The organism is Leifsonia sp. KNZ12-8B, from assembly GCF_056755495.1.
This window is the reverse complement of record NZ_JBPGXM010000070.1, coordinates 1-19,397: the sequence shown is the minus strand read 5'-3', so window position 1 is coordinate 19,397 and position 19,397 is coordinate 1. Positions and strand designations below refer to the sequence as shown.

At 72.3% G+C, this 19,397-nt stretch carries 17 protein-coding genes; 7 read left to right on the top strand and 10 right to left on the bottom strand.

The genetic code is table 11. The features are described 5' to 3' along the window. Positions 1–53: 53 nt before the first annotated feature. Genes cydC through ACR9ZG_RS11540 form a run of 4 tightly spaced genes read right to left on the bottom strand, consistent with a single transcriptional unit; the run spans position 54 to position 5,923 of the window. Positions 54–1,769, bottom strand: coding sequence for a thiol reductant ABC exporter subunit CydC (gene cydC / locus ACR9ZG_RS11555; RefSeq protein WP_481284981.1), 1,716 nt, complete (start codon positions 1,767–1,769; stop codon positions 54–56). After that, complete coding sequence (gene cydD / locus ACR9ZG_RS11550) at positions 1,762–3,441, bottom strand: thiol reductant ABC exporter subunit CydD (protein ID WP_481284980.1); 1,680 nt, start codon at positions 3,439–3,441, stop codon at positions 1,762–1,764. Before cydD ends, cydC begins: the two co-directional genes overlap by 8 nt. 1 nt (position 3,442) lies before the next feature. Then, positions 3,443–4,492, bottom strand: a complete 1,050-nt coding sequence (gene cydB, locus ACR9ZG_RS11545; RefSeq protein ID WP_481284979.1) for a cytochrome d ubiquinol oxidase subunit II — start codon at positions 4,490–4,492, stop codon at positions 3,443–3,445. An 18-nt stretch (positions 4,493–4,510) separates the two neighbouring features. Beyond that, positions 4,511–5,923, bottom strand: a complete 1,413-nt coding sequence (locus tag ACR9ZG_RS11540) for a cytochrome ubiquinol oxidase subunit I (protein WP_481284978.1) — start codon at positions 5,921–5,923, stop codon at positions 4,511–4,513. A gap of 98 nt (positions 5,924–6,021) precedes the next feature. Here ACR9ZG_RS11540 and ACR9ZG_RS11535 point away from each other — a divergent pair, with 98 nt between their 5' ends. The 3 genes from ACR9ZG_RS11535 (at position 6,022) to ACR9ZG_RS11525 (ending at position 8,164) form a co-directional block, all read left to right on the top strand. After that, complete coding sequence (locus tag ACR9ZG_RS11535; RefSeq protein WP_301208605.1) at positions 6,022–6,390, top strand: BlaI/MecI/CopY family transcriptional regulator; 369 nt, start codon at positions 6,022–6,024, stop codon at positions 6,388–6,390. A 5-nt stretch (positions 6,391–6,395) separates the two neighbouring features. Continuing rightward, positions 6,396–7,340, top strand: a complete 945-nt coding sequence (locus ACR9ZG_RS11530) for a M56 family metallopeptidase (RefSeq protein WP_481284977.1) — start codon at positions 6,396–6,398, stop codon at positions 7,338–7,340. A gap of 131 nt (positions 7,341–7,471) precedes the next feature. Further along, a complete protein-coding gene (locus ACR9ZG_RS11525; protein WP_481284976.1) occupies positions 7,472–8,164 on the top strand; it encodes a DedA family protein in 693 nt (230 codons plus the stop codon). Positions 8,165–8,184: 20 nt separating this feature from the next. Here ACR9ZG_RS11525 and ACR9ZG_RS11520 read toward each other — a convergent pair whose 3' ends face one another. The 5 genes from ACR9ZG_RS11520 to ACR9ZG_RS11500 all read right to left on the bottom strand — a co-directional run bounded on the left by ACR9ZG_RS11520 (position 8,185) and on the right by ACR9ZG_RS11500 (position 12,356). Beyond that, positions 8,185–9,114 (bottom strand): ABC transporter substrate-binding protein, encoded by a 930-nt coding sequence (locus ACR9ZG_RS11520; protein ID WP_481284975.1) that lies wholly within the window; start codon positions 9,112–9,114, stop codon positions 8,185–8,187. Positions 9,115–9,157: 43 nt separating this feature from the next. Next, entirely contained in the window at positions 9,158–9,907 is a 750-nt protein-coding gene (locus tag ACR9ZG_RS11515) for an ABC transporter permease (protein ID WP_481284974.1), read from the bottom strand. Beyond that, the gene (locus tag ACR9ZG_RS11510) at positions 9,904–10,593 is read right to left on the bottom strand and encodes an ABC transporter permease (protein ID WP_481284973.1); all 690 of its coding nucleotides are present in this window, start codon (positions 10,591–10,593) and stop codon (positions 9,904–9,906) included. Before ACR9ZG_RS11510 ends, ACR9ZG_RS11515 begins: the two co-directional genes overlap by 4 nt. After that, positions 10,590–11,504, bottom strand: a complete 915-nt coding sequence (locus ACR9ZG_RS11505; protein ID WP_481284972.1) for an ABC transporter ATP-binding protein — start codon at positions 11,502–11,504, stop codon at positions 10,590–10,592. The genes ACR9ZG_RS11510 and ACR9ZG_RS11505 overlap by 4 nt, the downstream gene beginning before the upstream one ends. 195 nt (positions 11,505–11,699) lie before the next feature. Then, positions 11,700–12,356: a TetR/AcrR family transcriptional regulator gene (locus ACR9ZG_RS11500; RefSeq protein ID WP_481284971.1), complete on the bottom strand. Its 657-nt coding sequence runs from the start codon at positions 12,354–12,356 to the stop codon at positions 11,700–11,702. Positions 12,357–12,654: 298 nt separating this feature from the next. On the opposite strand from ACR9ZG_RS11500, the gene ACR9ZG_RS11495 reads away from it, so the two are divergent. The 3 genes from ACR9ZG_RS11495 to ACR9ZG_RS11485 all read left to right on the top strand — a co-directional run bounded on the left by ACR9ZG_RS11495 (position 12,655) and on the right by ACR9ZG_RS11485 (position 15,895). Next, on the top strand, positions 12,655–13,677 hold the full coding sequence (locus tag ACR9ZG_RS11495) for an App1 family protein (protein WP_481284983.1): 1,023 nt from the start codon (positions 12,655–12,657) through the stop codon (positions 13,675–13,677). A gap of 74 nt (positions 13,678–13,751) precedes the next feature. Further along, positions 13,752–14,822 (top strand): winged helix DNA-binding domain-containing protein, encoded by a 1,071-nt coding sequence (locus ACR9ZG_RS11490; RefSeq protein WP_481284970.1) that lies wholly within the window; start codon positions 13,752–13,754, stop codon positions 14,820–14,822. A gap of 26 nt (positions 14,823–14,848) precedes the next feature. Continuing rightward, complete coding sequence (locus tag ACR9ZG_RS11485; RefSeq protein WP_481284982.1) at positions 14,849–15,895, top strand: FUSC family protein; 1,047 nt, start codon at positions 14,849–14,851, stop codon at positions 15,893–15,895. 73 nt (positions 15,896–15,968) lie between these two features. On the opposite strand, the gene ACR9ZG_RS11480 is transcribed toward ACR9ZG_RS11485, so the two are convergent. After that, complete coding sequence (locus tag ACR9ZG_RS11480; RefSeq protein ID WP_481284969.1) at positions 15,969–17,735, bottom strand: proline--tRNA ligase; 1,767 nt, start codon at positions 17,733–17,735, stop codon at positions 15,969–15,971. Positions 17,736–17,819: 84 nt separating this feature from the next. On the opposite strand from ACR9ZG_RS11480, the gene ACR9ZG_RS11475 reads away from it, so the two are divergent. Next, positions 17,820–19,253 carry an RNB domain-containing ribonuclease gene (locus ACR9ZG_RS11475; protein ID WP_481284968.1) on the top strand — a complete coding sequence of 478 codons (1,434 nt, stop codon included), beginning with the start codon at positions 17,820–17,822 and terminating at the stop codon, positions 19,251–19,253. Positions 19,254–19,397: the final 144 nt, after the last annotated feature.

Genomic DNA, 19,397 nt, shown 5'->3' with positions numbered 1-19,397 from the left:
GTCACGACACGCCGCCCGGACGGGGATGGAGGCGGCGTGTCGTGACAAGCGGTTCAGGAGGCTGGGGACAACGTCCCGGCCGTGAGGTGGGCCGTGCGCGTAATCAGGTCGCGCGGCACCTCCGTGTGCGAGATGAGCAGCACCGTGCGCCCGTCCTCGGCGGCCGTGCGGAGGATGTCGCGCACAACCAGTTCGGCCGCGCCCGGGTCGACATTGGCCGTCGGCTCGTCCACCACCAGCACCGGGAAGCCGGCCAGCAGCGCCCGCGCGAGCGCGATCCGCTGCGCCTGCCCGCCCGAGACCAGGGCGCCGCGCTCCCCCAGCGGCGTCCCGAGACCGCCGCGCGAGCGGGCCCAGTCCCCGAGCCCGACCCGGTCCACCACGGCCAGCAGCTCGTCGTCGGTGGCGGTGTCGCGGGCGAAGAGGAGGTTCTGCCGCAGGTCGGCGTCGAACAGGAACGGCTGCTGCTCGCACAGCCCGACGATCCGCCGCACGTCGTCCTGGTGGATGTCGCGCGCCTCCACCCCGTCGATGGAGTACCGGCCGTCGTAGTCGAGGAATCGGACCAGGACGTGCGCGAGCGCGGTCTTCCCCGCTCCCGTCGGCCCGGTGAGCAGCACACGCTCGCCGGGTCGCAGCACGAGGTCGACGTCGTGCAGCACGGGGGCGCCGTCCGAACCCGGCCAGTGGGCGCTCACGCCGTCGAGCCGCAGCTCGGGGACGCCCGCGGCCGTGAGCGACCCCGCGTCCGGGCGGTCGACCGGGACACCGGCCGGAGGCTCGGCCGGCGCCGTCGCGGCGATCCGCTCGGCGCTCGTGCGCACCTGCCGCCAGGCGCCCAGCGCCACCGGCACCATCCCGAACACCTCGAACACCGCGAGCGGCAGAAGCGCGACGACCGCGAGCTGCGGGCCGTCGATGCGGCCGTCGTCGAGCGCGGGGATGCCCGCCACGAGACCGAGCGCCGTGGCGGCGCCCGCGAGCACCGACACCGCACCCGCGGTGAGGCCGAGACCGGCGGCGCGGCGACGGACGGCACGGGTCAGCCGGTCGCTCGCGTCGGTCACCGCACGCTGCGCCGAACCGAGCGCGCCGTACGCGGTGAGCACGTCGAGCGAGCGCACGAGGTCGAGGATGCGCGCGGTGAGCGCGGCCCGCAGCGGTGCGATCGCCCGCTCCGCGCTGCCCGCCGCCCAGCGGTTGATGAGTGTGCCGGCGACCGCCGCTCCGGCGAGCGTCAACAGCAGCACCGCTCCGGCCTCCGGCAGCACGACGAACGCCGCGACGACGCTCGCCAGCACCACCACGGCCGAGGTGGCGAGCGGCTGGACGACGCGCAGGGCGTGGTTCTGCAGATCGTCGACGTCGTTCGCGAGACGTGAGAGGAGGTCGCCGTCACGGACCGGGGTGTCAGCGGCGCCGCCACGCCCCACCAATCCGTCCGGCGCGAGCGGCACCAGCCGGGCGTACAGCGAGGTGCGGATGCCCGGCAGCTGCCGGAACGCCGCGTCGTGCCCGGCGAGCCGCTCCAGGTAGCGGAAGAACGCCCGGCCCAGCGCGAAGGCCCGCACCCCGACGACCGCCGCGGAGAGGTACATGATCGGCGGCTGCTCGGCCGCGCGCGTGATGAGCCATGCCGAGACGCCGAGGAGCGCGACCGCGCTCCCGGCGCTCAGCGCACCGAGGGCGATGGCGGCCCAGAGCCGGCGCGCCGGCGGGAGGGCCTGGCGCAGGATGCGGCGGGCGTCGGGCGTGAGCCGCTCAGACATGCGCGACCTCCTCCCGGTCGGCGGCGGCGGCCGCGTCACTCGCCGCCGCGACCCGCAGCACCCGGTCCGCCCCGGCCGCCACCGCCTCCCGGTGGCTGACCACCAGCACCGCCGCGCCCTCGTCGGCGACCCTGCGCAGCGCGGCGAGCAGGCCCGCCTCCGCCTCGGCGTCCAGCGCGGAGGTCGGCTCGTCCAGCAGCAGCACGGAGCACCGCGCCTCGTGCAGCCGGTAGAGCGCCCGCGCGACCGCGACGCGCTGCGCCTGGCCGCCCGAGAGCCCGGCGCCGCCCTGCCCCAGCACGAGCGTGTGGTCGAGCTCGGCCGCGGCGGCGGCGCACAGCGATCGCCGCACGAGGGCGATGTCCGGCTCCGCCGCGCCGAGCGCGACGTTGTCCGCGATGGTGCCGGCGATGAGGCCGGGGCGCTGGCCGGCCCACGCGATCGCGCCGAGCCGTCCCGCGGCGTCCTCGCGGCCACCGGCACCGATGCGGCCGGTGTGGGCGACGAAGCCGAGGGCCGCGGCCAGGAGGCTGGACTTGCCGGCCCCGCTCGGCCCGGTCAGCGCGACCAGCTCGCCGGGGCGCACCTCCGCCGTGAACGGCCCGGCCGCGACGCGATCGCCGTACGACACGGACACCTCGTCGAACACGAGCCCGGTGGACACGAGCCCGGTGGACGGGAGGGACGCCGCCGGAACGCGATCGGCACCCGCCGCCGCGTCCGCCTCCTCCAGCACCGCGAAGGCGCGGTCGGCGGCCTCGACGCCCTCGGCGGCGGCGTGATAGCTCGCCCCCACGTTGCGCAAGGGCAGGAACGCCTCCGGCGCGAGCAGCAGCGCGAACAGGCCGACCGAGAGGTCGAGCGATCCGCCGACCAGCCGCAGCCCGATCGTCACCGCGACGAGGGCGACCGACAGGCTGGCGGCCAGCTCCAGCACGAAGCCCGAGAGGAACGACAGACGAAGCACGCTCATCGTCCGCACCCGGTAGTCGTCGCTGACCGCGCGGATCCGCGCCTCCTGCCGGTGCTGCCTGCCGTACAGCTTCAGGGTGGAGAGCCCGCCGACCACGTCGAGGAACCCGCGCGAGAGCGCCGAGAGGGCCTCCCACTGCTTCTGCTGCGCGGCCCGCGTCGCCCAGCCGACGAGCACCATGAAGACGGGGATGAGCGGCAGCGTCACGATCACGATGATTCCGCTGGTGAGGTCCTGCCAGGCGATCACGAGCACCAGGATCGGCATCGCCACCGCCGTCGCGACGAGGTGGGGCAGGTACTTCGCGAAGTAGCCGTCGAGCGCGTCGAGCCCGCGTCCGGCGACCAGCGCGACCTCGGTGCTCGAACGCTGCCGCAGCCATGCCGGCCCGAGGGTCGCCACCGCCGCCATCAGCCGCTCCCGCAGCTGTCCGACCACCGTCGCCCCGCCGCGCGCCGCGACCGCGTCCACCGCCCACACGACCACGCCGCGCGCCGCGACGACGAGCACGAGCGCGGCGACCAGCGGAGTCAGCCCCGCCAGGGGCGCGCCCGCGATCGCCCGCACGACCAGCTGCGTCACCAGCCACGAGAAGGCGACCACCAGCGCGGTCTGCGCGAGGGTCAGCGCTCCCCCGGCGGCCAGCGTGCCGCGGGTGGCCGCCGCGTAGCGCAGCAGGCGGGGGTCGAGCGGACGCACGTCAGGCCTCCACGGGTTCCGCGGTCCCGCTGCCGGTCGCGCCAGGGCCCGCCGCGTCCTGCGGGATGTGCGCCCGGGTGACGCGCTTGCGGAAGATCCAGTACGTCCAGCCCTGGTACAGCAGGATGAGCGGCAGGAAGATCACCGCGACCCACGTCATCACCGTGAGGGTCATGTCGGTGCTCGACGCGTTCGCGATGGTGAGGCTGTTCTCCGGGTTCGGGCTCGACGGCATCACGTTCGGGAACAGCGCCGCGAACAGCGACGTGACGGCCAGCGCGATCGTCGCCGCCATGAGCCCGAACGACCAGCCCTCGAGACCGCGCAGGTTGGCGATCCACGAGCCGACGAGCGTCAGGGCGGCGAGCCCCGCGAGGAGCAGGAAGAGCGGCGAGAAGTGGGCGATGCCCGTCCAGAGCAGGAACGCGGCGGCCACGACGATCGCGACCGCGCCCGAGCGCGTCGCCAGCCGGCGCGCCCGCTCGCGGATCGCACCGTCCGTCTTCAGCGAGACGAACACGACGCCGTGGGTGAAGAACAGCAGGAGCGTCGTCAGCCCGCCGAGCAGCGCGTACCCGTTCAGGAGGTCGAACAGCGTCCCCGTGTAGTCGTGGTTCGCATCCAGTGCCACGCCCTGCACGATGTTCGCGAACGCGGCGCCCCAGAGGAAGGCGGGCACGGCGGAGCCGACGACGATCATGGTGTCGAACCGCCGCTTCCACGCCGCCTCCGGCCGCTGGTGCCGGTACTCGAACGACACCCCGCGCAGGATGAGCGCGATCAGGATGAGCAGCAGCGCCAGGTAGAAGCCACTGAACAGCGTCGCGTACCACTCGGGGAACGCGGCGAAGAGCGCGGCGCCGGCGACGATCACCCAGGTCTCGTTGAGATCCCAGACCGGGCCGATGGTGTTGATCAGGACGCGGCGGTCGGTGTCGTCGCGGCCGAGGAACGGCAGCGACATCCCGACGCCGAAGTCGAAGCCGTCGAGCACGAAGTAGCCCACGAAGAAGAAGGCGACGATGCCGAACCAGAGAACTGCGAGATCCATGTCGATGCTCCTCCTGCCTCAGTAGACCGTCGCGACGGGGACGGGCTTGCCCGCGTCGTCCAGGTGCTCGTCGATCGGGGCGGGGCCCTTCTGGGCGGCGCGCTTGATGAGGCGGAACTCCACCACCGCCAGGGCGCCGTACACCGCGGTGAAGGCGATCAGGGAGAGGAGGACCTCGAGGCCGGTGATGCCGGGCGAGACGCCGTCGGCGGTCTTCATCAGGCTGAACACGATCCACGGCTGGCGGCCCATCTCGGTGAAGATCCAGCCGACGATCATGGCGGCCAGCGACAGCGGCATGGCCCAGATCGCGATCCGCCACATCCAGCGGTACGCCGGGGTGCGGCCCTTGCGCGTCAGCCAGAGGCCGACGACGGCGACGAGGATGTGCAGCATCCCGAGCCCGATCATCCAGCGGAACGACCAGTACGTCACCCAGATGATCGGCGTGTAGTCGCCCGGCCCGTAGAGCTGCACGTACTGCGCCTGGAGGTCGTTGATCCCCTCCACGGTGCCGTTCAGGGTGTGCGTCGACAGGAACGACAGCAGGTACGGGACGCGGATCGAGAACAGCTCGTGCACGCCGTCGGGGGTGCCCAGCGTGAAGAGCGAGAACGACGCGTCCGCGCCGGTCGAGGTCTTGTACAGCGCCTCGGCGGCCGCCATCTTCATCGGCTGCGTCTCGACCATCGCGAGACCGAGCTGGTCGCCGCTCAGCACCGTGCCGAGGCCGGCGGCGACCATGAGCCAGCAGCCGAACTTCAGCGCGGGGCGCATCGAGTCGAGGTGCTGGTTGCGCGAGAGATGCCAGGCCGCGACCGAGATGATGAGGCCGGCCGACACCATGAAGCAGGCGAAGATCGTGTGCGGGAAGGCCGCCAGCGCCACCTTGTTCGTCAGCACGGCCCAGATGTCGCTCAGCTCGGCCCGCCCGCGCTGCTCGTTGAGCGTGTAGCCGACCGGGTTCTGCATGAAGGCGTTCGCCGCGATGATGAAGTACGCCGAGAGCACGCTGCCCACGGCGGTCACCCAGATGGTCGCGAGGTGCAGGCCCTTCGGCAGCTTGTCCCAGCCGAAGATCCACAGCCCGATGAAGGTCGCCTCCAGGAAGAAGGCGAGCAGACCCTCGAGGGCCAGCGGTGCGCCGAACACGTCGCCGACGAACCGCGAGTAGTCCGACCAGTTCATGCCGAACTGGAACTCCTGCACGATGCCGGTGACGACGCCCATCGCGAAGTTGATGAGGAAGATCTTGCCGAAGAAGTGGGTCAGCTGCAGGTAGTGCGGCTTGCCCGTGCGGTACCAGGCCGTCTGGAAGATCGCGACGCAGGTCACGACGCCGATCGTCAGCGGGACGAACAAGAAGTGGTAGATCGTCGTCAGTCCGAACTGCCAGCGCGCCAGCAGCAGCGGATCCAGGAGCTCGTTCACACGGCACACCCTTCGCGGATCGAACTTCTACACGTCGTAGAAGCTCTACTTCTACAGAGTGTAGAACATTTTCAGCCCGGCCGGGTTATCCTTGATCCGTGGCGAATCTCGGAGAACTGGAGCGGGCTGTCATGGACGCCCTCTGGGCGGTGGAGACCCCGCTCAGCGCTGGCGAACTGCGCGACAGACTGGCAGGAGCGCGAGACGGCGGCAAGACCCCGGCGCTCACCACCGTGCTCACCGTCCTCTCGCGCCTCGAGCAGAAGGGCTTCGTCTCGCGCGACCGCGACGCGCGCCCGCACCTGTACTCCGCCGCGCTCACCCGCGCCGGCCACGTCGCCGAGCTGATGCACGAGGTGCTGGAGTCCTCCTCCGACCGCACGGAGGCGCTCGCGTACTTCGTCGGGTCGGTGGACGAGTCGGAGGCGCAGATGTTGCGCCGCCTCCTCGACGCCCGGTCCTCGTAGCACCGGTGACCGCCGTCGACGGCACCGCGGTGGTGCTGGGACTGCTGGCCGTCGCTCTGGCCTGGCCGGTCCCGCTCCTGCTCGCCCGGGCCAAATGGCCGGCCGCCGCGCCCGTGCTCGCCGTGGCGCTCTGGCAGTCGATCGCGCTCGCCGGAGGCATCTCGATGATCGGCTCGCTGCTCCTGGCCGGGCTCGAACCGTTCGGCGACGACCTGTGGAGCCGGATCGCCGGAGCGGCCGGGTCGGTCTTCCAGGGTCCGCTGCCCGCCGACGCGACCCTCCTCAACGCGTTCCTCCTCAGCGCCGCGGTGCTGCTGACCGCGCACCTGCTGCTGAACCTGGCCCTCACCTCCGCCCGCAGCCGCCGGCAGCGGCACCGGCACCTGGAGCTGCTGACCCTGCTCAGCTCCCCCCTGCCCGACGCGCCGGCGACCCGCGTCATCGACCATCCGGCACCGGCCGCCTACTGCCTGCCGGGCGCCCGCAGCGTCACCGTGCTCTCCGAGGGCATGATCGCGCTGCTCAGCCCGGAGCAGTTGGAGGCCGTGGTCGCCCACGAGCGCGCGCATCTGCGGCAGAAGCACCACCTGCTGCTCGACGCGTTCCGCTCCTGGAAGCGCTCGCTCCCCTGGTTCCCGATCGCGACCAGGGCGCAGGACGCGGTCGCGCTCCTGCTGGAGATGCTCGCCGACGACACGGCCCGCCGCGCGGAGGGCGACGCCGTCCTCGCCGACGCCATCCGCATCGTCGACGAGACCGGGACGGCGGGCACGGCGCTCGGCGCCCCCAAGGACCAGCGCACCCCGGAGCAGCGCCGCCAGGCCCTGGTGGCCCGCGAGGAGCGTCTCACCGCCGGGCACCGCACCGTCGGCCCGCTGCTGCGCGCGGCCGTCGTCGCGACCACCGCCCTGCTCGTCGTGGTGCCGCCGGTGCTCGTGCTGCTCAGCTGAGGCCCTGCGGGACCCGGCGGTCCCCACCCGTTGTTCAGCGGAGACCCAGCCGCCGGGCGGGTGCCGCCCAGTAGCATCGGGGCTATGCCCACGCTGCCGCGCCGAGCGCGCGACGACACCGCCGCCGTCTCATGAACGACGCGCTGACCTGGCTGCTCGACCTCGTCCAGAGCGTCGATCCGGTGCTGCGCACGATCCTCGCCGGCGTCGCGATCATGCTCGAGACGAGCATTCTCATCGGGCTCATCGTGCCGGGCGACACGGTCGTGCTGGTCGCCAGCACAGCGGTCGGCAACCCGGTGGAGTACGTCGGCCTCGTGATCGCCGTCATCACGGGCGCGCTCTGCGGCGAGTCGCTCGGGTTCGCCCTCGGCCGCTTCTTCGGCCCGCGCATCCGGGCCAGCCGTCTCGGCCGCCGGCTGGGGCCGCGGAACTTCGACCGGGCGGAGGCGTATCTCGCCCGGCGCGGCGGCATCGCGGTGTTCCTCTCGCGGTTCCTGCCGGTGCTGCACTCGCTCATCCCGCTCACGGTCGGCATGAGCCCGATGCGCTACCGCACCTTCATGGCCTGGACGGCGCCGGCCTGCGTGATCTGGGCGTTCGCGTACGTGAGCGTCGGCTCGGCGGCGGCAGGAGGCTATCGCGAGCTGTCCCGCGAACTGCACTGGGCGGGGTACGTCTTCGTCGCCGTCATCGCGGCCTTCATCGTCGTCGTGTTCCTGGTGAAGAAGCTCCTGCAGAAGCGGGAGGCCCGGCACATGGATGCCGACGACATGGCTGCGGCGGCCCGGTCGCCCGAGCCGCCGCAGGTGGACCGGGACTGAGCCCGGCGGAGCGATCCGACCTACTTGATCGGGTGCTCCTCCAGCCACTTCTTGGCCGCCGCGTCGGGCTGCGTCTTGCTCTCGCCCTGGTTCTCGGCGTTGAGGTCGATGAGGTCCTCGGTGGTGAGCTCGGCCGAGACCTTGTTCAGCACCTCCTTGACCTTCGCCGACGCCTTGTCGCTGTTGATCAGCGGGAGCACGTTCTGGGCCGCGATCAGGTTCTTCGGATCCTTCAGCGTGACGAACCCGTTGTCCTTGATGGCCGGGGTGGTCGTGTAGATGTCCGCGAGCTGCACGTCGCCGTTCTTCAGCGCGGTGACGGTCAGCGGGCCGCCCGAGTCGTTGATCGGGGTGAGCGTCGCGTCCACGCCGTACGCCGTCTTGAGGCCCGGGATGCCGTACGGCCGGGTCTCGAACTCGGGGTTCGCGCCGACCTTGAGCGGCTCGGTGACCTTGGAGAGGTCCGCGAGGCTCGTGACGCCCCACTTCTCCGAGAACTCCTTGGTGACGTTGTACGAGTCGGCGTCCTGCGCCTCCGACTGGTCGAGCACCTCGAAGCCCTTCGGCAGGGCGTCGTTGAGGGCCGCGTAGACGTCCTCGCTGGAGGTCGCGGTGCTGTTCTTGTCGTAGAACTGCAGCAGGTTGCCGCTGTACTCGGGGATCAGGTCGATGGAGCCGTCCTGCAGCGCCTTCAGGTAGACGTCGCGCTGGCCGATGCTCGGCTTGTACGCGACCTTCACGCCGTTGGCCTCCAGGGCCTGGCCGTAGATCTGCATGAGGATCTCGGACTCGCCGAACGCGGCCGAGCCGACGGTGACGGTGTCGCCGGACGACGACGCGCTCTCGGTGCTGAAGGCGCCGCCCCCGCCGGAGGAGCAGGCGCTGAGCCCGAGCAGGGCTCCGGCCGCGAGCACGCCGGCGGCGATGCGGCCCTTTCTGGATGCGAACATGATCTTCTCTCTTCTGTGGTGTGGTGCGTGGGGTCGGAAGGGTCTAGGGGGTCGGCTCGCGGCCGGGGACGGAGACGCCGAGGGGCCGCCACGGGTCCTTCTGCCGGCTCCGCACGTCGCGCACGCGCCCGGCGGCCACGCCGCGCGGGACGACGACGCGCTGCAGCAGCGCGAACAGCCCGTCGACGACGAGCGCGAGGGCGACGACGATGATCGAGCCGCCGAGCATCTCCGCGTAGTTCTGCACGGGCAGCCCGTCGATGAGGTACCGGCCGAGGCCGCCGACCGGCAGGATCGCCGCGACGGTCCAGGTCGCGATCACCTGGAGCGCCGCCGAGCGGACGCCGCCGATCACGAGCGGCAGCCCGAGCGGCAGCTCGACCTTCGTGAACACCTGCCAGCTCGTCATGCCGACCGCCCTGGCCGCGTCGATGGTGCGACGGTCGACCGACTCCAGACCCGAGTACGCGCCCGCGAGCAGCGGCGGGACGGCGAGGATGGTCAGCGCGATCAGCGGGGGCACGATCGAGATGTTGGCCATGACGAGCGCCAGGTAGACCACCAGGCCCAGCGTCGGCAGGGCCCGCAGCGCCCCGGAGGCGCCGACCGCGAAGCCGCGCAGCCGGCCGGTGTGCCCGATGGCGAACCCGATCGGCAACGCGATGGCCGATGCCAGCACGAGCGTGAGGAACGAGTACCAGATGTGCTCGAGCGTGCGCACGGGGATGCCGTTCGGTCCGGCCCAGTGCGCCGGGTCGAAGATCCACCCGAAGGCCGCGAGGATGTCGGTCATGCGCCGGTCACCGCCTTCAGCGCGGCGGACCGCTTGAGCCGGCCGGTGCTGCGGTCCAGCCGCGACCACGGCAGCAGCATCCTTCCGAGCAGCACGAGCACGAGATCGAACACGAGCGCCACGATCATGATCGCGACGATGCCGACGCCGACCTCGAACGGGAAGTAGCGGTTGAGCCCCTCCACGAAGAGGGTGCCCAGGTTGGAGACGCCGATCAGGGACCCGACGCTGACCAGGCTCACCGTGCTGACGGACACCACCCGCAGCCCGGCGAGCAGGACCGGCCCGGCGAGCGGCAGCTCCACGCTCCAGAACCGGCGCCACGTCGAGAAGCCGACGGCTGTCGCCGACTGCAGCACGTCACCTGGCACGGATGCGAGCGCGTCGGCCGTCGTGCGCACCATCAGCGCCAGCGCGTAGATGCTGAGCGCGACGACCACGTTGATCGGGTCGAGGATCCTGGTCCCGATGAGCGCGGGCATCGCGACGAACAGCGGCAGCGACGGGATCGCGTACAGGATGCCGCCGATCGTCAGCAGAGCGGGCCGGCTCAGCGCGTAGCGGTTCGCCAGCCAGCCGATCGGCAGCGAGAGCACGAAGCCGATGATGATCGGGAGCGCGCTCAGCCAGACGTGGGTCAGCGTGAGCCGCCACACCAGGTCGAGGTTCGACCAGAGCCAGCTCACGACCGGCCCTCACCCTGCGCCGCAGCACCCGCGACCGGGAGGGTCGCGGCCTTTGCTCCTGACACTCCGGCGGCGGTGCCGTCGGAGGGGGACGCCGGCCCGTCGGCCAGCCGTCCGGCCGCGCGCCCGTCGGCGTCGACGAGCACGGAGCCCGTCGGCGTCGACTCGACGTGCAGCGCGCGCTTGCCGCGATCGGCCCCGATAAAGGAGGCGACGAAGTCGTCGGCGGGATGCGCGAGAATCTCGGCGGGCGTGCCCTGCTGGGCGACGATCCCGCCGGTGCGGAAGATGACGACCTGATCGCCGAGCCGGAACGCCTCGTCGATGTCGTGGGTGACGAACAGCACGGTCTTGCCGATGTCGCGCTGGAGGCGCAGGAGCTCGTTCTGCAGCTCGTCGCGCACGATCGGGTCGACGGCGCCGAAGGGCTCGTCCATCAGCAGGATGTTGGGGTCGACCGCGAGCCCGCGCGCGACGCCGACGCGCTGCTGCTGGCCGCCGGACAGCTGGCTCGGGTAGCGGTCGGCCATCGAGCGATCGAGACCGACCGTGTCCATGAGCTCGAGCGCCCTGGCCCGCGCCTCCTTCTTCTTCACGCCGTTGAGCAGCGGGACGGTCGCGATGTTGTCGACCACCTTGCGGTGCGGCAGGAGGCCCGAGTTCTGCATCACGTAGCCGATGCTGCGCCGCAGCTGCACAGGCTTCAGCCGCTGCACGTCTTCGCCGTCGATCTCGATGGCGCCGCTGGTTGGATCGACCATGCGATTGACCATGCGCAGGATGGTCGTCTTGCCGCTGCCCGACGAGCCGACGAGCACGGTGATCCGCCGCGAGGGCACGACGAGCGAGAAGTCGTCGACGGCGAGCGTCCCGTCGGGGAAGCGTTTGGTGACGGAGCGGAACTCGATCATCGCGGGTCCGATCCTCTCGTGTGCGCCACCCCTCGGGGCGGCCAGATCCGGGCGAGACGGCGGACGCCATCCCTTCTACCCAAACAGCGTTCGCCGTGTTTGACAACGACTGCGTCGAAATGTGTTCGGCGCCGAACGCTCATCGGATGTCAGCGTCGCACGGACCGCCGACATTCCCGCTCCGGCCGGATCGGCTCAGCTCGCAGACGAGTAGCGCTTCTCGAGGTAGTCGCGCGCGACCGTGCGCGCCTCGGCGATGTACTTCTCGTCGCCGGCGGGGTCGTCGAGGAACGCCCGGTTGATCAGGGCGTCCATGATCTCGACAACGATCTCCAGGCGGAAGGCCAGGTCCTCGCCGGCCGGGAGGCCGTACTCGTCCGAGAGGATGTCGGCGAACTGCCGCGCGAACGAGACGTCGCGGGCGACCTCCTCCTCCGGGACGCCCGAGCGCTCGGCGTCGGTGAAGCGGATGATCCGGAAGCCGGTCTCGGTGCGGAACATGTCGACGAAGGCGTCGATCGCGCACTCCACCGCGTTCCACCAGTGCGCCGGGTTCTGCTCGTGGATGGCCGCGACGACCGAGCGCCGGTAGCGCAGCAGGGCGCGGTCGCGCAGGGCCTGGAGGAGCACGATCCGGTCCGGGAAGTACCGGTAGACGGTGCCGATGGACGCGCCGGCGCGCTCGGCGACCATCGCGGTCGTGAGCCGGTCGAAGCCGATCTCGTCGACCACCTCGGCGGCGGCGTCCAGCAGGGCGTCGATCCTGGCGGCGCTGCGCTCCTGGATCGGCTCCGTGCGCACCAGCGCGGCTCCGACGGTGTTCTGACCGGCGACCAGGTCATTGATGGGCACGAGGGCGGCTCCTTCTCTACGTGTCTGCGTTCTCGTGATGGGTCCCCAGCCCAATGTGGCGACGATTCCTCATCACCACACACAGGATCATATTCGGGGAAACCTCACTTCTGCACGGGAATCGCCTAGGACTCGTCGCAGAATCGGCCCCCAGATCGGGGGCTGGTGATGGTCTTCCTGCACTCCATGAGAGACTTGAACCTCTATGACCGCAACCCCCGACCCCCACGGCCAGGAGCCCCGCGACGGCGACAAGCCCGAGCTCGGCGTGGCCGCGGCCAGGGCGGTCGAGCCGATCATGCACCGCGCAGCACGCATCGAGGACGCCTTCCACGAGTTCCGGGCCCGCCGGGCCCGCAAGCGCGGTTTCCTCGCGACCGTCGTGCCGTACACCGGCTACGGCGCGCCGACCTGGGTGCGCATCCTGGGCCGCGTGGTCCTCGCGAAGGAGCCGAAGCCGGGCAGCCGGGCCGAGCGCAAGCACCGCAAGCGCGAGGAGTCGATCCGCGGCTGGCGCTCGTTCGTCAGCGTCCCCGTCTCCGACGTCTCGGTGACGGTGGAGATCGAGGGCGACCGGCACGAGGTGCGGCCCGACCGCGGCGGCGTGATCGACACGGTCATCCCCGTCTCGCTGACGCCCGGCTGGCACACCGTCCGGCTGACCACGCCGGAGTCCACGCGCGTGTTCGAGGCGCCGGTGTACGTGGTGGACCCGAAGGCCACCTTCGGCATCATCTCCGACGTGGACGACACGGTCATGGTGACGGCGCTCCCCCGGCCGCTGCTCGCCGCCTGGAACACGTTCGTCCTCGACGAGCACGCCCGCGTGCCCACCCCGGGGATGTCGGTGCTGCTGGAGCGCGTGGCGGCCTCCCATCCCGGAACCCCCGTCTTCTACCTGTCGACAGGCGCGTGGAACGTCGCACCGACGCTCACCCGCTTCCTCTCGCGCAACCTCTTCCCGGCCGGTCCGCTGCTGCTCACCGACTGGGGGCCCACCCACGACCGCTGGTTCCGCAGCGGGCGCGAGCACAAGCGCACGAGCCTCGAACGGCTCGCCCAGGAGTTCCCCGGCCTCAAGTGGCTGCTCGTCGGCGACGACGGCCAGCACGACGAGCAGCTGTACGGCGAGTTCACGGTCGCGCACCCCGGCAACGTCGCCGCAGTCGCCATCCGCCAGCTCTCCAGCGGGGAGGCCGTGCTCGCCGGCGGCCGGTCGAAGGCCGAGAAGCACAGCGAGCTCTCCGGCGCGCCGTGGGTGTACGCCAACGACGGAGCCGGGCTCAGCGAGCAGCTTCGCCCGCTCGGCATCCTGCCGTAACCACGGCACGCCTGTCATGACTGCGCCGGTTACGCCCGCGCCCGTCTGTCGGGGGCGTGCGGCAGACTGAGCGCATGGCCAGCCGAGCGGACCTTCTCCGGATGCGCCGCCTCGCGCACGCCATCGACGGCGATCCGGAGCCCGACCCGGCCGGCGTCGCCCGCCGTCTGCTCGCGGTGCAGGGTCAGGACTTCGCGGCCGGATGCTGGGCGCTCGCCCTCCGCACCCTCGGCGCCACCCGCGCCGACGTGCTCGCCGACCTCGACGCGGGCCGCATCGTGCGGTCGTGGCCGATGCGCGGCACCCTCCACTTCGTCCCGCCGGAGGATCTGCGCTGGATGCTCGACGTGACGACCGGGCGGATGGTGCAGGGCCTGGCGAGCCGGCACCGCCAGCTCGAGCTCGACGCGACCGACCTGGTCCGCGCGCGCGACGCCGCCACCGGCGCCCTGAGCGGCGGCCGCAGCCTCGGCCGGACCGAGCTGCTGGAGGTGTGGGAGCGCGCCGGCATCGCCACCACCGGCCAGCGCGGCTACCACCTCATCTACTACCTCGCACAGACCGGCGTGCTGTGCTGGGGGCCCACCCACCGCACCCAGCAGGCGCTCGTGCTGCTCGACGAGTGGGCGCCGGAACGGCGCGACCTCGCCGGGGACGACGCGCTGGCCGAGTTCCTGCTCCGCTACCTGGCCGGGCACGGCCCCGCGACGCTGCAGGACTTCGTCTGGTGGATCAAGGGCACGATCACCGGGGCACGCGCCGCCCGCGCCCTCCTCGGCGACGTGCTCACGACGCTCACCGTCGACGGCACCGACTACCTGGTCACCGCCGAGCTCGCGGACCGCGCCGCGGGGCACGCGCAGACCAGGGCGGAGCGCGACGCCGTGCAGCTCCTCCCCGCGTTCGACGAGTACCTGCTCGGGTACCGCGACCGCTCCCCCGTCATCGACGACCACCTGTTCGACCGCATCGTGCCGGGAGGCAACGGCATCTTCGCGCCGATCCTGGTCGTCCGCGGGCGGGTCGCGGGCACCTGGCGGCGGTCGGGGTCGGAGCCGGAGCCGCTGCCGTTCTCGCCGCTCACCGCCACGCAGGAGCGCGCCGTCGCGCGCTCGGCGGCGGCGTATCGCCGCTACGCCCGCTGAGCCGCCGGTAGCCTGGAGCGGTGGCTCTGAGACTCCCCGCCGGCATCCGCGCCTCCAGCCGGACGCCGTTCCTGCAGGTGGTGAAGAGCGCCGTCGCGATGGTCGTCGCGTGGCTGGTCGCCGGGTTCTTGGTGCCGGGCGAGCTGCCCGTGTTCGCGGCCATCGCGGCCCTCCTGGTCGTGCAGCCGAGTGTGAACCAGTCGATCGGCCGGGCGATCGAACGCTCCATCGGCGTCGTCGTCGGCGTGCTCGTCGCGTACGCCGTGGCGGTCCTCTTCGGGACGAACAGCTGGATCGTGCTGGTCGCGGTGGTCGTGTCGGTGCTGCTGGCGTGGGCGCTCAAGCTGACCCCCGGCTCGGCGAACCAGGTTCCCATCAGCGCGATGCTCGTGCTGGCGATCGGAGCCTCCGACCCCGAGTACGCCTTCGCCCGCATCGGGGAGACGGTCGTCGGCGCCATCATCGGCGTGATCGTCAACATCGCGCTGGTCCCGCCCGTGCTGACAGGCCCGGCGCGCGCCGCCGTCACCGGCCTCGGCATGGAGATCGCCGCGACCCTCGACCGGCTCGCCACGGCGCTGACGACGCCGCAGACCCCGGCGGACCTCCACGGTCTCCTGCTGGAGGCGCGGCTGCTGCGGCCGATGGAGGCGAAGGCCGACCAGGCGCTCACCGCGGCGCGCGAGAGTCTCACCCTGAACCCGCGACAGGGCAGGCACCGGGCCGAGCTGGAGCACGACGACGAGCTGTTCGCGCGCCTCAGGCCGCTGCTCACCCGGTCCATCGGCATGACGCGCGCGTTCCACGACCACTACGACGACGGCCTGACCGGGGAGCCGACACTGGTCGCCATCGCGGAGGAGCTGCGCCGTGCCGCGCACGACGTGCGACTGATCTCGCGCGACCCGGACGCGCCGGTCACCGAGCCCTCGACCGAGACCGCCGGCATCCCGGCGCTGACCGCCCCGCTCGTCATCTCGACGCCCGACCCGCGGCACTGGGTGCTGCTCGGCTCGCTGATGGAGGACCTCCGCCGCATCCACTCCGAGCTGACGGGCGACCCGGCCACGTAGCTGGCCCGCGAGCACAGGAAAAATGCCGCCGATCCGGGCGGATGGCGACATTTTTCCTGTTGTCGGCGGCCGGCTAGAGCGTCAGCTCCGCGATCGCCTCGGCGACGGGGAGGGTGCGGCGGTCGCCGGTGCGGCGGTCCCACAGCTCGACCTCGCCGGAGGCGGCGCCGCGGCCCGCGACGAGCACGCGCGGCACGCCGATCAGCTCGGCGTCGCCGAACTTCACACCGGGCGAGACCTTGGGACGGTCGTCGTAGAGCACGTCGAGCCCGGCGGCCTCCAGCTCGGCGATCGCCTCTTCCGCGAGGTCGTACGCGACCTCGTCCCGGCCGGTCGCGACCACGTGCACGTCGAACGGCGACACCGCCTCCGGCCAGATCAGGCCGCGGTCGTCGTTGTTCTCCTCCGCGATGATCGCGAGGATGCGCGTCACGCCGATGCCATAGGAGCCCATCGTGACCGTGACGAGCTTGCCGTTCTCGTCGAGCACCTTCAGCCCCAGCGCCTCCGCGTACTTGCGGCCGAGCTGGAAGACGTGCCCGATCTCCATCCCGCGCGCGAGCTCCACCGGGCCGGAGCCGTCGGGAGCGGGGTCGCCCGGCTTGACCTCGGCGACCTCCACGACACCGTCCCAGCCGAAGTCGCGGCCGGCGACGAGGCCGAAGACGTGCTTGCCGTCGACGTTCGCCCCGGTGATCCAGCCTGAGCCGTCGACCACGCGCGGGTCGACCAGGTAGCGGATGCCGGTCGCGGCCTCCTCGCCCAGCACGGGGCCCTCGGCGGACCACGGGCCGATGTAGCCCTTCACGAGTCCGGGATGCTTCGCGAAGTCCTCGTCGGTCGCCGCGTCGACCTCGGCCGGGGCGAACGCCACCTCGGCGCGCTTGAGGTCGACTTCGCGGTCACCGGGCAGGCCGACGACCACGAGCTCGCGAGTGCCGTCGAGGTTCGTGAGCGCGAGCACGACGTTCTTGAGCGTGTCGGCCGCGGTCCAGGCGCGGCCGTCCGGCCGCGGGTGCTTCTCGTTGGCGACGTCGACCAGGGTCTGGATGGTCGGCGTGTTCGGGGTGTCGAGCACCTCCTGCGGAGTGAGCTTCTCGTAGCCGCGCGTGGGCGGCGCGAGCGTGGTGAACGCCTCCACGTTCGCCGCGTACCCGCCCGCCGAGCGCACGAACGTGTCCTCGCCGACCGGGGTCGGGTGCAGGAACTCCTCGCTGCGCGAGCCTCCCATCGCGCCGGCGTCGGCCTGCACGATCACGTAGTCGAGCCCGAGGCGGGTGAAGATGCGCTCGTACGCGTCGCGCTGCGCCTGGTAGCTGGCGTCGAGCCCCGCGTCGCTCGCGTCGAACGAGTACGCGTCCTTCATGGTGAACTCGCGACCGCGCAGCAGGCCGGCGCGCGGCCGGGCCTCGTCGCGGTACTTGTCCTGGATCTGGTAGATCGTCAGCGGGAGGTCCTTGTACGACGAATACAGGTCCTTGACCAGGAGGGTGAACGCCTCCTCGTGCGTCGGCGCGAGCAGGTAGTCGGCGTCCTTGCGGTCCTTCAGCCGGAAGAGCGCGTCGCCGTACTCCTCCCAGCGTCCGGTCGCCTCGTAGGGCTCGCGCGGCAGCAGCGCCGGGAAGTGGACCTCGTGCGCGCCGGCGGCCGCCATCTCCTCGCGGATGATCGCCTCGATCTTGCCCTTCACCCGCAGGCCCAGCGGCAGCCACGCGAAGATGCCCGGCGCCTGGCGGCGGATGTATCCGGCGCGGACCAGCAGGCGGTGGCTGGTGACCTCGGCGTCGGAGGGGTCTTCACGGAGGGTGCGGAGGAAGTAATTGCTCAGGCGTGTAGGCACCGTTCCATGTTAGAGGGCGGAGAAGGGGCGCCGAGCCGGTGCTCGCGAGCCGGTGCTCGCGCGCTGCGAGCGTAGGGTGCTGGCATGGCCGACCGCCGGACCCGCGTCACCGCCTCCGCGGCGCAGAGCGAGCTGACCGCCTCCCTCGCCGCGTTCCGCCGCGAGCTGGGCCTGCCGGAGGCGTTCCCCGCCGAGGCGGAGGCCGAGGCGTCCGTCTCCGCCGCCGCCGGCCCTCTCCCCACCGCCGATCTGACCGACGTCGCCTTCCTGACGATCGACCCTCCCGGCTCCACCGACCTCGACCAGGCGCTGCACCTGGAGCGCGACGGCGACGGGTTCCGCCTGCGGTACGCCATCGCCGACGTCCCGGCCTTCGTGCCTCCGGGCGGTGCGGTGGATGCGGAGGCGCGCCGCCGCGGGCAGACGTACTACGCGCCGGACGGCCGCGTGCCGTTGCATCCCGCCGCCATCGGCGAGGACGCGGCCTCGCTCCTCCCCGGCGTCGTGCGCGCCGCCTTCGTGTGGGACATCCGGCTCGCGGCCGACGGCCACGAGACGTCCGTCTCCGTCGCCCGCGCCCGCATCCGCTCCCGGCGGCAGTGGAGCTATCAGGAGGCGCAGGCCGCCATCGACGACGGCTCGGCTCCCGAGCCGCTCGCGCTGCTGGCCGAGGTCGGCCCCGCGCGCATCGCGCAGGAGCGCGCCCGCGGCGGCGCCAGCCTCAACGCGCCCGACGAGGAGATCGTGCTCCGCGACGGCGCCTACACCCTCGAACGGCGCGTCCCCCTGCCGGTCGAGGACTGGAACGCGCAACTGTCCCTGCTCACCGGCATGGCCGCCGCGCGGCTGATGCTCGACGCGCGCGTCGGCATCCTGCGCACCATGCCGGCGCCCTCGCCCGAGGCGTTCGCGGCGTTCCGCACGCAGACCACGGCGCTCGGCCTCCCCTGGCCGGACGGCATCGGGTACGGCGAGTACCTGCGCACCCTCGACCGGTCCGACCCGCACGCGGCGGCGGTGCTGCAGGCCGCGACCGGTCTGTTCCGCGGGGCCGGCTACGTCGTCATGGACGGGGAGGCTCCGGCCGATCCGCTGCAGTCGGCCATCGCCGCGCCGTACACGCACACCACGGCTCCGCTGCGCCGGCTGGTCGACCGCTGGGCCCTCGTCATCTGCGAGGCGCTGTGCGCCGGGCGGCCGGTGCTGCAGTGGGCGCGCGCGTCGCTCGGCGCCCTCCCGTCGATCATGGGGGCGTCGTCGCGGCTCGCCGCTCAGCTCGATGCCGGCGCCGTCGATCGGGTGGAGGCGGCCCTCCTGTCGTCGCGCATCGGGGCGGAGGTGGCGGCGACGGTGCTGGCGGTCCGCAACGGCACGCTGCTCGTGCAGCTCGACGAGCCAGCGGTCACCACGTCCGCACCCCGTGCCGACGACGCGGCGCCCGGAGACCGCGTGCGGCTGCGGGTGGTCGCCGCCGACATCGCGACCGGACGGGTCGCGTTCGAGCCGATCTCCGGCTGACCGGCCGCGCTGCGAAGAACGGAGGCGGCGCGGGCGGCGCGGCGGCGTGTCGAGCACAAAGGGAGGAGACCCGGCCGCGGGGGGGGGGGGGGGGGCGCCCCGGTTTGGGGGGGGGGGGGGGGGGGGGGGGGGGGGGGGGGGGGG